This is a genomic window from Nocardia sp. PLKS1-43 (assembly GCF_059510335.1).
Genome location: NZ_JCAJZQ010000004.1, coordinates 559,297 through 572,583 on the forward strand (window position 1 = coordinate 559,297; position 13,287 = coordinate 572,583).

12 protein-coding genes are annotated in these 13,287 nt (G+C 66.7%); 7 read left to right on the top strand and 5 right to left on the bottom strand.

Features of this window, described 5'->3' with window-relative positions:
• Positions 1–34: 34 nt before the first annotated feature.
• The 5 genes from AC5WS7_RS18240 (at position 35) to AC5WS7_RS18260 (ending at position 4,823) form a co-directional block, all read left to right on the top strand.
• A complete protein-coding gene (locus tag AC5WS7_RS18240) occupies positions 35–688 on the top strand; it encodes a TetR/AcrR family transcriptional regulator (RefSeq protein WP_495955945.1) in 654 nt (217 codons plus the stop codon).
• Complete coding sequence (locus tag AC5WS7_RS18245; RefSeq protein WP_495955685.1) at positions 685–1,902, top strand: NAD(P)/FAD-dependent oxidoreductase; 1,218 nt, start codon at positions 685–687, stop codon at positions 1,900–1,902. Before AC5WS7_RS18240 ends, AC5WS7_RS18245 begins: the two co-directional genes overlap by 4 nt.
• Positions 1,903–1,915: 13 nt before the next feature.
• Positions 1,916–2,110: a ferredoxin gene (locus AC5WS7_RS18250; protein ID WP_495955686.1), complete on the top strand. Its 195-nt coding sequence runs from the start codon at positions 1,916–1,918 to the stop codon at positions 2,108–2,110.
• Positions 2,111–2,157: 47 nt separating this feature from the next.
• Positions 2,158–3,396, top strand: a complete 1,239-nt coding sequence (locus AC5WS7_RS18255) for a cytochrome P450 (RefSeq protein ID WP_495955687.1) — start codon at positions 2,158–2,160, stop codon at positions 3,394–3,396.
• A gap of 224 nt (positions 3,397–3,620) precedes the next feature.
• Positions 3,621–4,823, top strand: coding sequence for a cytochrome P450 (locus tag AC5WS7_RS18260; protein WP_495955688.1), 1,203 nt, complete (start codon positions 3,621–3,623; stop codon positions 4,821–4,823).
• Between the two features lie 5 nt (positions 4,824–4,828).
• Here the strand turns inward: AC5WS7_RS18260 and AC5WS7_RS18265 are convergent, their stop codons facing one another.
• From AC5WS7_RS18265 to AC5WS7_RS18275, 3 genes are all read right to left on the bottom strand, one after another.
• Positions 4,829–6,034: an FAD-dependent monooxygenase gene (locus AC5WS7_RS18265; RefSeq protein ID WP_495955689.1), complete on the bottom strand. Its 1,206-nt coding sequence runs from the start codon at positions 6,032–6,034 to the stop codon at positions 4,829–4,831.
• 530 nt (positions 6,035–6,564) lie between these two features.
• Complete coding sequence (locus tag AC5WS7_RS18270) at positions 6,565–7,947, bottom strand: MFS transporter (protein ID WP_495955690.1); 1,383 nt, start codon at positions 7,945–7,947, stop codon at positions 6,565–6,567.
• A gap of 40 nt (positions 7,948–7,987) precedes the next feature.
• Positions 7,988–8,920: an amidohydrolase family protein gene (locus AC5WS7_RS18275; RefSeq protein ID WP_495955691.1), complete on the bottom strand. Its 933-nt coding sequence runs from the start codon at positions 8,918–8,920 to the stop codon at positions 7,988–7,990.
• A 198-nt stretch (positions 8,921–9,118) separates the two neighbouring features.
• Between AC5WS7_RS18275 and AC5WS7_RS18280 the strand changes: the two genes are divergently transcribed.
• Together AC5WS7_RS18280 and AC5WS7_RS18285 are read left to right on the top strand one after the other, a co-directional pair.
• Positions 9,119–9,397, top strand: coding sequence for a hypothetical protein (locus tag AC5WS7_RS18280; RefSeq protein ID WP_495955692.1), 279 nt, complete (start codon positions 9,119–9,121; stop codon positions 9,395–9,397).
• A gap of 8 nt (positions 9,398–9,405) precedes the next feature.
• Positions 9,406–9,792: a type II toxin-antitoxin system VapC family toxin gene (locus tag AC5WS7_RS18285; RefSeq protein ID WP_495955693.1), complete on the top strand. Its 387-nt coding sequence runs from the start codon at positions 9,406–9,408 to the stop codon at positions 9,790–9,792.
• A gap of 4 nt (positions 9,793–9,796) precedes the next feature.
• Here the strand turns inward: AC5WS7_RS18285 and AC5WS7_RS18290 are convergent, their stop codons facing one another.
• Positions 9,797–12,256 (bottom strand): CaiB/BaiF CoA-transferase family protein, encoded by a 2,460-nt coding sequence (locus AC5WS7_RS18290; protein ID WP_495955694.1) that lies wholly within the window; start codon positions 12,254–12,256, stop codon positions 9,797–9,799.
• Positions 12,257–12,292: 36 nt separating this feature from the next.
• The gene (locus AC5WS7_RS18295; protein WP_495955695.1) at positions 12,293–13,267 is read right to left on the bottom strand and encodes an enoyl-CoA hydratase/isomerase family protein; all 975 of its coding nucleotides are present in this window, start codon (positions 13,265–13,267) and stop codon (positions 12,293–12,295) included.
• Positions 13,268–13,287: the final 20 nt, after the last annotated feature.

Sequence of the window (13,287 nt, forward strand, 5' to 3'; positions counted from 1 at the left end):
GCTCGCGGGCCGGGCGGGAAATCCGAAGGGGCACATGATGGGATCCGTTCGTTCCGAGCGCGTGGACACCACGCGCGAAGCCATCCTCACCGCCGCGGAACGCCTGTTCGCCGAGCGGGGAATCGCGGCGGTGTCGAACCGTCAGGTGAGCGAGGCCGCGGGCCAGGGCAACAACGCCGCGGTCGGTTACCACTTCGGCGGTAAGGCCGATCTGGTGCGTGCGATCGTGCGCAAACATCACGCGCACACCGAACGGCTGTGCCGGGGAATGGTTGCGGGCCTGGACGATTCGGCCGGCCTGCGAGATTGGGTGGGCTGTCTGGTCCGCCCTGTCACCGGACATCTCGCGGCACTGGGGAATCCGACGTGGTACGCGCGATTCAGCGCCCAGCTCATGCCCGATCCGGTCTTCCGCGACCTGATCTCGGACGAGTCGCTGGCCTCGCCGTCGGTGGTGCGCATCGTGGAGGGGCTGCAGCGGTGCCTGCCGGAGCTGTCTGCGCAACTGCATCGGGAGCGAAACGCCATGGCGCGCTTGCTGATCGTGCACAGCTGCGCCGAGCGCGAGCGAGCGCTCGCGGACGACACCCTCGTGTACCGCACGAGCTGGGACCAGGCCGCGGTCGGGCTGATCGACGCGATCATCGGGTTGTATTCGGCCCCGGTCACTCGAGAGGAAGCGCTATGATCACATCCACCCGGGCCCGGCGCACGGGGGTGCTGGTCGTCGGAGCCTCGGTTTCGGGGCTGAGCACGGTGGAGGCATTGCGCCGCAGAGGTTTCCGCGATCGCATCACGGTCGTCGGCGACGAGCCGCATCTGCCCTACGATCGTCCGCCACTGTCCAAGCAGATCCTCTCCGGCGCTTGGCGCGCGGAACGCACGCTGCTGCGCGCTCCGCGCATGCTGGCCGGTCTGGATGTGGAACTGCGGCTGGGGCAACGCGCCCTGTCGTTGGATCTGCCGGGTCGTACGGTGCTGACCACGGCCGGGCCGATCACCGCGGACACCATCGTGATCGCCACCGGCGCGGCTCCGCGAACACTGCCCGTGCCCGACGGAGTGCGCGGGGTGCACGTCCTGCGCACCCTCGACGACGCCCTTGCCCTGCGGAGCGAATTCGCCGCGGGCCCACGCGTGGTCGTCGTCGGCGAAGGTGTGCTCGGCGCCGAAATCTCCGCCACGGCACGGCAATGCGGCCTCGCGGTCACCATGACCGGACCGCTGCACGCGCCGATGGCCGCACAACTCGGCGATCTGGTCGCCGCGCATCTGGCCGCACTGCACACCCGGTACGGGGTCGAGTTGCGGCTGGGGGCCGGGGTGCAGCGCATCCTCGCTCATGATGGCCGGGTATCCGGTGTGCGCCTGGCGGATTCGCGGACGCTGCCCGCCGATCTGGTGGTCGTGGCCATCGGCGCGGCGCCCGCGACCGACTGGCTCAACGGCAGCGGCCTGCGCCTGGACCGCGGTGTGGTCTGCGATGCGAGATGCCGTGCGGCCGAGGGCGTCTACGCGGTCGGCGACGTGGCCCGCTGGCCCGCTCGCGGCGCGAATTCCGCTGTCCGGCTGGAGAATCGGACGCACGCGGCCGAACAGGCCGCGGTAGTCGCGGCCAATATCCTCGGCGCCGAGGAGCTCTACCAGCCGATTCCGTACTTCTGGACCGATCAGTTCGAGGTCAAGATCCAGGTGCACGGCACCGTCACCCCCGACGCCCGGGCCACTGTCGTGCAGGGCGATCCCGCACAGGGGCGCTTTCTCGTGCGGTACGAGCGCGACGGGATTCCGACCGCCGTGCTCGGCTGGAATATGCCCAAACAAGCCCGCATGCAGCGCCGGATCCTGGTGGACGCGCAGTCCGCCACCGGCCCGGCGCTGACCTCTGCGCACTCATCCTAGGAAGTAGGTCCCGATGAAAGTGACTGTCGATCAAGTCAAATGCATCGCGGCCGGGCACTGCGTCATGCACGCGGGCGCGGTGTTCGATCAGCGCGACGATGACGGCATCGTCATCCTGCTCGACGAGAATCCGCCGGCCGAACTCGCCGAGGACGTGCGCCACGCGGCGGCGATGTGTCCCGCGATGGCCATCCAGATCGAGGAATGAACCGAGGATCTGCGGTTCGCCCCGCAGCCGATCATCAGGAGTGAGAAGTGTCCGAAGCGTTGACCGATGGGACCACCGCGACCGCGCAGGTCCCCGAATATCCGATGCTGCGGTCGTCGGGGTGCCCGTTCGCGCCGCCGCCCGAGGCCACCCGGTTGGGCCGGGAAAAGCCGCTGAACCGGGTGCGGATCTGGGACGGCAGCACTCCCTGGCTGGTCACCGGCCATGCCGAATTCAAGGCGCTGATGTCCGATCCGCGGGTCAGCGTGGACGACCACGTCGCCGGATTCCCGCACTGGAACGAGGGTATGGCCGCGATGGTCGACACCCGGCCGAAATCCCTGTTCACCACCGACGGCGAGGAGCACAGCCGGTACCGCCGGATGCTCACCAAACCGTTCACCTTCAAGCGGGTCGAGGCGCTGCGTCCGGCGATCCAGCGGATCACCGACGATCACATCGATAAGCTGCTGGCCGGTCCGCAGCCCGCGGATCTGGTTGCGGGACTGGCACTTCCGGTGCCGACGCTGATGATCAGCGAGATGCTCGGCGTGCCCTACGAGGATCACGAGTTCTTCCAGCAGCAGGCCGTCACCAGCGTCGACCGCTTCGCCACCAAGGAGCAGGCCGAGAAGAGCCGGATGGGCTTGGCGCGCTACCTGATCGATCTGGTCAAGAAGAAGCTGGACGACCCCGCCGAGGATCTGGTCTCCGATATCGCCGAGCGCGTGCGCGCGGGGGAGATCGATATGAAGGAGGCCTCGCAGCTGGGCACCGGCGTGCTGATCGCCGGACACGAGACCAGCTCGAACATGATCTCGCTGGGAGCCCTTGCGCTGCTGCAGAATCCGGACCAGTTCGCGCTGCTGCGCGATACCGACGATCCCAAGGTGGTCGCCAACGCGGTCGAGGAGCTGATGCGCTATCTGAGCGTCATCCAGAACGGCCAGCGGCGAGTCGCGTTGGCGGACATCGAGATCGCGGGGGAGACCGTCCGCGCGGGCGATGGGCTGATCCTGGACCTGGCTCCGGCGAACTGGGACGAGAAGGCCTGGGACCAGCCGGACAAGCTGGATCTGACCCGTCCCGCGGCGCAGCACGTGGGCTTCGGTTTCGGCCCGCACCAGTGCGTCGGGCAGCAGCTCGCGCGCGCGGAGTTGCAGATCGTCTTCCACACGCTGGTGCGCCGCATTCCCACACTGCGGCTGGCGATTCCGTTCGATCAGGTGGAATTCAAGCACGACCGGCTCGCCTACGGCGTCTACGAGTTGCCCGTGGCCTGGTAGCGCCCGGACTTCGGCCCCGCCCCCGACCCCCGTGCCAGCTCGGGTCGGGGGCGGGCTGTGTTCTGCCTGGTCATCGACGAGAATCAGACTCTCAAGATTTGAGAAGATCAGTTGCAACAATGTGTTATCACATTTACACTGAGTAGTACTTCCCGATGACTCGGTCCCGGCTGATGCCCGCCCGCACCGAGCGCGATGACTTTTTCTGCGAGAGGTGAACCTCTGTGACCACCAGCGCGGCCAGTGACGTCTACTACGACCCCTACGACGTACAGCTCAACGCGGATCCCTATCCGATGTTCAAACGGCTGCGCGAGGAGGAACCGCTCTACTACAACGAGCAGCACGACTTCTACGCGCTGAGCCGGTTCGAGGACGTGAATGCGGCGTTGCTGGATCACGGCACCTACAGCTCGGCCAAGGGCGCGATCATCGAGCTGATCAAGGCCGACATCCCGATTCCGCCGGGCGTGCTGATCTTCGAGGATCCGCCGATCCACGACATTCACCGGAAGTTGTTGTCGCGCATGTTCACTCCGCGCAAGATCCGGGAACTCGAGGACAAGATCCGGGAATTCTGCGCACGCAGCCTGGACCCGAAGGTGGGCACCGGCAAGCTGGATTTCATCGCCGATATCGGCGCGCAGATGCCGATGCGTGTGATCGGCATGCTGCTGGGCATTCCGGAACAGGACCAGGAGGCCATCCGCGACTTCGCGAACGAGCAGATGCGCACCGAGGAGGGCAAGCCGATGAAGGCCGCCTCCGAGGGGATGGACGGCGGTGACATCTTCGGCGCGTACATAGACTGGCGGGTCGAGCACCCCTCCGACGACATCATGACCGAACTGCTGAATGTCGAATTCGCCGACGAGACCGGCACCGTGCGGCGGTTGACTCGAGAGGAACTGCTGACCTACGTCAACGTCGTGTCCGGCGCGGGTAACGAGACCACGACGCGGCTGATCGGCTGGGCCGGAAAGGTTCTCGCCGAACATCCCGATCAGCGCCGCCAGCTGGCCGAGAACCCGGCGCTGATCCCGAACGCCGTGGAGGAACTGCTGCGCTTCGAACCGCCCGCACCGCACGTCGCGCGGTACGTCACCCGCGACGTCGAGCTGTACGGCCGCACGGTGCCCGAGGGCAGCGCGATGATGCTGCTGATCGGCGCGGCCAATCGCGACCACCGCCATTTCGCCCCCGACGGCGACGTATTCGACATCCACCGCGACACCCGCCAGCACCTGACCTTCAGCGTCGGCACGCACTACTGCATGGGTTCCGCGCTGGCCCGGCTCGAGGGCCGGATCGCGCTGGAGGAGATCCTGAAGCGATTCCCGGAGTGGGAGGTCGACCTGTCCGCGGCCGAACTCTCGCCCACCTCGACCGTCCGCGGCTGGGAGACCTTGCCCGCCATCACCCGCTGAGCCGATCAGCTTCGGCCGGGGCGTCGTTCGCCTCGCCGGGCGGCACGCAACCAGCGTTGTCCGGTGTCGATGGAACGGCGGATCTTGCGCACGGTGGGCACCTGCGTGAGCAGGTGCCGCTGATACTGCCACGGCACCTGCAGCCCGTGCCGAACCGCCATCGCATAGGCGAACTGCACTGCGTTCCGGTCGAGATAACGGTCGGCGTGCTCGAACCAGACCATGCTGGTGCGGGCGGCGGCCTGGATCGGGCGCAGTGCGGCGCGCCGCTGCGCGTCGTAATTCTCCAGCGCGTCGGCGAGCGCGTCGTGCTCGTACAGGTTCTGTGCGAGCGCCACGGCGTCGACGATCGCCAGCCGGGTGCCCGAACCGATGGTGAAATGCGTCGTGTGCGCCGCATCGCCGAGCAGCACGACGTTGTCGTGGTACCAGCTCTCGTTGGTTACCTCGGGAAAGCGGCCCCACCTTGCGAATTCGCCTCGTGACTTGCTGATCAGCGAGTGACCGTCGAGTCGGCGCGCGAAGATCTTCTCGAGCACCCGCGGGCTCTGCCGGTTGTCCATCGAATCGAAGCCCAGCCCCTGCCAGGTCCGTGGTTGACACTCCACGATGCAGGTACTGATCTGCCCGGCGATCGACGGGTAGGCGTGGAACCAGATCCACCCCGCCGCGGTGTGTTCGAAGGCGAAGGTGAACCGGGTGAAGAGCTTGTTCGTGCCGAGCCAGATATACCGATTCTCGCCGAATGTGACGGATGTGCCGAAGCGTTGATCGCTCAGCCGGCGCACCTGGCTGTTCGCGCCGTCGGAGGCGACGAGGAGATCGAAGTCCTCGAAGCCGGACAGATCCCGGACCTCGCGCCCGTGCCGGATATCCACGCCCAGATCGCTCGCCCGCCGGGAAAGTATGTCGAGCAATGCCGTGCGTCCCATGCTGAACCCGTAGCCCCCGAAATACGCGGTTTCGTTGTCGCGCACATGGATTGCCTGATCACGCCACAGCACGGACCCGGCGCGCACCGCCTCGGCGCTGTCGGGGTCGTTCCGGTACAGAATGTCGAGCAGGTCGTCCCAGTACACGACGCCCCAGCCGTACGTGGACCCGAGGGGATCGCGGTCGATCACCGTGATGTCGTGGGCCGGGTCGCGCCGCTTCATCGAGACAGCGAAGTACAACCCGGCCGGCCCGCCACCGATGCACACGATCTTCATCTCGCCACCAGCTCAGCCCCGGTCGCTCGAACCTGGCCGCACAGAACGGCATTCGATGCGATCGAGCCCGGCACGCTGTGCGTGTCCGGGCTCGACCACCGGCGTCAGAAGCTGCCCCAGCCACCCCATCCGGGTATGTTCCACCAGCCGGGATTCCATCCCCAGCCGCCGCCGTGACCCCAGCCACCCCCGTGACCCCAGCCGCCGCCGTGGCCCCAGCCGCCGTGCCCCCAGCCTCCGCCGTGACCCCAGCCTCCGCCGTGCCCCCAACCGGGGCCGCTGACGAATTGGCTTGCGGAAGCAGGTGTCGCCGCCTGTGCGCTGGACGCTTGCCCTGCGGCTGCGACAACCGGAACAGCTGCGATTGCGGCGATACCGGCGGCTGCCGCGAACCTGATGAACTTCCTGTGTGAATTCTTTCTCTCGATCATGATAGGGCTCCAGATACTGTCCCGACCTGCCCGAATTCTACGCGGATCCGCCAAGAGCCCGGAAATTTTCGCGTTAAGCCCGCTATAATGCGCGCCGCCTCAGATGGGCTGCGGACGGCGCCGACCTTGCCCCGTGTCCTCGGCACTCGCGGGTGCGCTGGAGTCGGTGCGGCCTCGGGTGCGGGGGCCGAACGCGGCGAGCACGATCGCGCCGACCATCCAGGTGGCGGCGATGAAGAAGAACACCGACCGGTAACCGCTCCAGGTGTAGAGGTGGGCGATGATCAGCGGCCCGGCGGCGTTGGACAATCGGCCCAGTCCGTAGGAGACGCCGGTGCCCAGCGAGCGGGTGCGCGTGTCGAACAGTTCCGGGGAGTAGGCGTAACCCAGTGCGGTGTAACCACGTTCGAACAGGTTCACCAGGAAGCCGAAGGTGACGATCATCAAGGGGGTGAAGGTGAGCCCGTACAGCAGGCCGCAGACGGCGATGACGGTGCCGAAGGCCACCAGGCACCACTTGCGTTCGAACCGGTCGGTGACCAGCGCGGCGAGATACGACCCGAGCGGCGCGCCGACCGTGGACAGCGCCACGTACAGCGTGGAACTCTGCACGCTGAACCCCTCCTTCGCCAGCAGCGAAGGCGCCCAGGTGGAATAGCCGAAGAAGCCGATCGACTGGGTCACCCACAGCACGGTCAGCAACAGGGTGGGCAGCAGATACTTCCGCCGCAGCAGCAGCGACAGCGGGGCCCGCGTGGCCGGCACCGCATCGACGGGCGGCGCGGGTTCGGGAAGCGGACCGTGCTGTGCGCTCACCCGAGCCTCGATATCGCGCAGCACCGCGTCCGCGGCGGCGTGGTCGCCCCGATTCTCCTGCCACACCGGCGATTCGGTGAGATACCGGGCGAGGAACAGCACGACCAGCCCGAGCGCCCCCCACAAATACACCAGCCGCCACGACCAGTGCGTGAGGCCGACCACCCCGCTGGCGATGAAATTGGTGACCGGTGTGCCGCAGATGCCGATAACGATGGCGTACGCCTGGTACTTGCCGCGCACGGCGGCCGGGAAGATCTCGCTGACGTAGATGACCGCGACCACGGTCATCGCCGAGAGTCCCGCCGAGGTCAGCACTCGAAATACGCCGAGCGACACGATATCCCACGAGAATACCGCGGCCAGGGAGAACACCGAGAAGGCCAGTGTCGTCCACAGCAGCGCTTTCTTGCGGCCCCAGCGGTCGGCGATCCAGCCGGCTGCCAGCGACCCGATGAACATGCCCACGAAGGACAGCGAGGTGACGTAGGCGATCTCGTTGACGCTCACCTTCCACAGTTTGATCAGCCGCGGTGCGGTGATCGAGAAGCTGTTGATGTCAGCGAATTCGAAGAAGTAGGCGATCGCGACCGCGGCCAGGGTGAGGTAGTGGAACCGGGAGATCGGAAGCCGGTCCAGCCGGTTGGACGCATTGCAGCGCTGCATGGTCGATCCTTGTCGGGCAGGTGATGAAATCGGTTGTGATTCAGGGCTTTTCGTCGGGCCAGTACAACCGCATCGGATTGCCGACGAGCAGCTTGCGCTGCAGTTCGGCCGTGGTGGCGATATGCGGGATGTGATCCACCAGCAACCCGTCGTCGGGCATGTGATCGGTGAGGTTCGGATGCGGCCAGTCGGTGCCCCACAGCACCTGGTCGCCGAATTCCTCGACGACCCGGCGCGCGAACGGCACCACGTCGGCGTACGCGTTGCGCTCGCCGTCGAGGGCGACCGGGCCGGTCACCGAAAGCCGTTCGGGGCAGCTGACTTTCACCCACGCTCCGGTGCGCTCGGTGAAGCGCAGGAAGCGCGAGAACTCCGGTCCGCCCACCGGCCGGCCGACATCCGGGCGGCCCATGTGATCGACCACCAGCGTGGTGGGCAGCGTGGCGAAGAAGTCCTCCAGCTCGGGCAGATCCGCGGCCTCGAAGTAGATCACGATGTGCCAGCCCAGCGGGGCGATCTTCGCGGCGATCGCGGCGAGATCGTCCTTGGGGGCCGCGTCGGCGAGGCGTTTGAGGAAGTTGAACCGCACTCCGCGCACCCCGGCCTCGTGCAGCGCTCGCAGTTCGGCATCGGTCACGTCGGGACGTACGGTGGCGATGCCGCGCGCCCGGCCGCCGGCGGCGCGCACCGCATGGACCATCGCCCGGTTGTCGGCGCCGTGGCAGGTCGCCTGAACGATGACGTTGCGAGCCACGCCGAGGTGGTCACGCAGTGCGAACAGCTGTTCCTCGGACGCGTCGCACGGGGTGTACTTGCGTTCCGGGGCGTACGGGAAGCGGTCACCGGGCCCGAAGACGTGGCAGTGCGCGTCGACCGAGCCCTCCGGCAGCCGGAAGGTCGGTGCGGTGGGGTTCGGATACCAGTCCAGCCAGCCCGGGGACTTGGTGAATCGGGTGTGTGTGTCAGCAGTCACCAAGCAAACATAATCGTTGACAAGATTGTTGACAATAATTTCGGAGATCTTTGTCTTCGCGCCATCACCGAGCATCAAGCGGCGCTGTCGCGTTTCGAGTGGTCGACAGGGAAGGGTGCCTTCGTTCGTGGTCTCCTACGGACCTGCCCCTGATGCTTACCGATTTTCTAATGCTATTTGATATGCTATAAGTGGTTCATGGCAGATTCGGCTGAGTACGCACTCGGTGCAGGGCCGACGAGTGGCATTTCCGTCAGTCTCTCGGCCGGAACTTTGCAGGCGATCAGGGACAGGGTCGGTAAGCGGGGTGTGTCCGCTTACCTGGAGATGGCGGCCCAGCGACAGATCGAGCGGGACAACCTTGCCGAACTACTCGCAGAATTCGCGGCCGCCAATGGCAAGCCCGACCCTGAAGCGGTGGCGGAGAAGGTTTCCCGTCTCACCCGCGGTAAGCCTAACGCGGGGCACGCTGCGTGAGTGGGGCTTTGGTTCTCGACAGCGAAGGACTGGCCAAAGCGGTTCAGCGCGACTCTGAGGTTCAGGAGTGGCTCGCCGCGGCTTTGCGGTCGGACCTTCCAGTCGTTACTTCTGCCGCCATTCTGGTCGAGGTCGTTCACCCCAGGATCAACCGCGCAGCGCTGAAATGGACATTGTCTCGGCTGCGGATCGAACCGGTGACTCGCGTTGTGGCCGAGGCGGCGGCGGATCTGTTGCAGCGAGCCGGCCTGCACGGTCACGAGTACGCGATCGACGCCATGCTCTGCGCCACCGCCATCCAATACTCGGGTGACGTTACGATCCTCACCTCTGATGTCGACGATATCGGCATGCTCACCTCGGAGTCTGCGCGCGTCGTGGCCGAGAAGATCTGACGGGTCAGTCGGATTTCGCCGGTGCGCGGACGACTGCCGGCGAGCCGCCGGTGATGCCCTCGGCTTCGAGTTCACTGATCTCTGTGTCGGTGAGGCCCAGGGCGGTGAAGACCTCGGCGGTGTGCTGGCCCAGCAGCGGCGCGGGGGAGCGGTGGAATCGGCCGGGTCCGGCGGAGAAGCGGACGGGGACGGTGCTGTGCCGGGCCGTGCGGGCGACCGGGTGCGAAACCGGCTCGAAGAACTGCCGTGCTTGCAGCTGAGGCAGTTCGGCCTGACGGTGCGGCTGCATCACCTTGGCGACGGGAACGCCCGCGTCCCAGAGGGTTCGGACTATCTCGTCGCTGTCGCGGGTCGCGCACCACTCGGCGAGGTGGGCATCGATCGCATCGTGTTCGCGTCGTCGTCCGGCGGCCGAGGACAGCTCGGGGGATCGGGTCCAGGACGGATCGCCGAGCGCCTTGGACAGGGCGCGCCACTGGTCGTCGGTGCCGACGGCGATGGCGACCCAGCAGTCCTGGCGGCCGAATTCGTCCGCGCCCGAGGCCTTGTAGAGGTTCTGCGGGGCGGCTTCGGGGCCTCGGTTGCCGTCGCGTTCCAGAAGTGTGCCGTAGGCGGAGTATTCGATGACCTGTTCGGCGGCGACGTTGAGCGCGGCGTCCACCATGGCGGCCTCCACGAGCATGCCGTTTCCGGTGCGGCGGCGATGTTCCAGCGCCAGCAGCAGGGCGTTGAGGGCGTGCACCCCGGCATTTGGGTCGCCGATCGAATAGGGCTCCAACGGATTTCGGTCCGGGTGGCCGGTGAGCCAGGTCAGCCCGGAGGTGTCCTCGATGACGTACGCGAAGGCGGGATTGTCACGCCATGGGCCGTCCAGGCCGAAGCCGGGCATGCGCACCATGATCGTGTCCGGTCGAAGTTGTCGTACCGCAGGGTAATCCAGCCCGATCTGGTCCAGCACCCGCGGCGTGTAGTTCTCCACGATCACATCGCAGGTGGCGGCCAGGCGGGATAGCAGCGCACGCCCGCGGTCGGAGCGGAAATCCAGGGTGATGCTCTTCTTGTTGGTGTTCAGCCCGGAGAAGATCGGCGAGTACTCCCACCATTGATCCTGTGTCGCAGGAACTCCCGCGATCAAACGCGTGCCGTCGGGGCGGGTGGCGGATTCGACGTGGATCACCTCCGCGCCGAGCATGGCCAGATAGTGGGTGCAGGACGGGCCCGCCCAGTAGGTGGTCAGGTCCAGCACTCGAAGTTCCTGGAAGGGAAGGGGATTCAGAGTCGCAGCGGGACGCGCGTCGTGACGTTCCGGGCGGGCCGCGCGATATCGGGCGGTGTGCTCACCCAGTCGCGGCGCGGGCAGCGGGTCGCCCAACCAGGTCGGCTGCGGCCGATACGGCGGACGCGGCTGAACGAACCCGTCGCGCGGATTCACCGTGAAACTCGCCCGGGCGATGTGATGATCCATCGCGGTGGCGTTGGCCCCGTTGACCACCGGCCCGTTCGGAATTCGGAACGCGGAGGCCAGATCTCGGATCACCTCGGTCGGCTGCTCGGCCAGCCAGGCGAAGATCTCCGGTGCGTTCTTACCGGCCCGTTCGGTGATCGACAGGTCCGTGTCCTCGTCGATCCACTCCGGATGCCCGACCATCGCACACAGATCGAACCACTGCTGCGAGGTGCCGCACCCCAGGGCGACCATCCCGTCGGCCGCGGTCGCCACACCGGGCACACTCAACCGGCGCTGCGTGCGGAACGGCCGGTCCAAAGCCTCGTAGAAGGACACCGGGAAGTAGGTGAGTCCGAGGATCTGCGTCTCGAGGATGGACAGATCGACCAGCTCACCCGTCCCGGATCCCAGGGTGCGCAGCCGGGAGGTCATGGTGGCGGCTGAGGCGTACGCCCCGGCGAACCATTCGCCCACCCGGCCGCCGACGTGCACCGGGGCCTGTTCGGGTGCGCCGCGTCCCAGCCCGACGATGCCCCCGGACCACGCCTGCAACGTGAATTCCGTTGCCGCGCGGTTACTCCAGGGCCCTTCGAGCCCGAACGGGGTGATCGCGGTGACCACCAGATGCCGGTGCGCGCGACGTATCGCGGAGATGCTCAGCCGGGGGTGCTCGGTCAGCCGCGAACCCCAGGACCAGACCACGATGTCGGCCGAGTCCAGCAGGGTGTCGACCAGATCCAGATCCCCGGTGCGATCCGGATCCGCGCTCACGCTCTCCTTGCCGCCGGCCAGGAAGCTGAACAGCGCCCCGTCGCAACCTTTTTCGATGACAGCGCCCGAAGCCGACCAGGAGCGCAGCCAATCACCCTCGGGCGGTTCGACCTTGATCACCTGGGCGCCGCCGTCGCGGAGCATTTTCGTGCAGTACCCGCCCGCGATCCCGCTGGACAGATCGACCACCATACAGCCGCGCAGCGGCGGCTCGACCGACGCGCGGGTGGATTGCCTGGATGACATTCTCGCTCACCGACTTTCGCCGCGCGCTGGCCGCGGCTACGCCTTCTTGTTCCGGCCCGACCTGCTCAGCCGGAAATCCGGCGGGAACTGCGCGTCGTTGTCCTTGACCGAGTTGTTCAGCCCGTTGTCGAACGCGTTGTCCAGCATGAGTTCGTCGTCGTCGGCGCGGATGTGCCCGCCCATCGATTCGAAGAATCCGCTCAGCAGGCTGCCCATGTACTCGCCCTGCTGCTGCTTCATGATCTCGAAGAACACCTTCTGCATGAAGACGGTGTCGGTGGGGCGGTTGCGCGAGCAGGCCAGCGCGTACTTCTCGGTCTCGGCCTCGAGCCCGGCGCGGGGGACCACCTTGTTCAGGAAGTTGCACTCGTACATCTCCTGCGCGGTGAAGGCGCGCCCGGTGAACACCATTTCCTGAAAACGCCGCAGCCCCATGGTCTGCGCCCAGGTCCACATCCGCGGTCCCCAGCCGTAGTAGCGGAACGACGGGTGCCCGAACAGCGCGTCGTCCGACGAGATCACCAGATCGGCGTCCGCGGCCTGGTAGAAGTGCCAGCCGTAGCAGTAGCCCTTGGTCTCCACGATGCTGATCTTCTTGAATTCCTGCAGGCTGCGGCATCCGGCCGAGGCGTTGGCGTACCACTGGCTGATGGTCGCGCCGTGCCGGAAGGAATCCTTCGGCGGATACCGCACCTCGTCCTCGCCGATCCGGTACTCGGCAAGTCGCCGCTTCTGGGACGGGTCGTTCTGGATGTCCATGAACTCCGGCAGATCCGCGCCGGTGCCGAAATCATCGCCCGCGCCACGGACGACGAGCACCTTGACCTCGTCGTCCACGCTGGCCCGATGCAGCAGATCCGCATAGCGCAGCCGCGCGGCGACGGTGGGCGCGTTGAGCTGATCGGGCCGGTCGAAGGTGATCGTCGCGATCCTGGTCTTCGTATCCTTCTCGTAGCGGATGATCTCCTCGGCCGAGGGCTGGTCCGTCGAGGGGTGCCCGGATTCGGACATGCTCGCCTCCGTTCATGAAA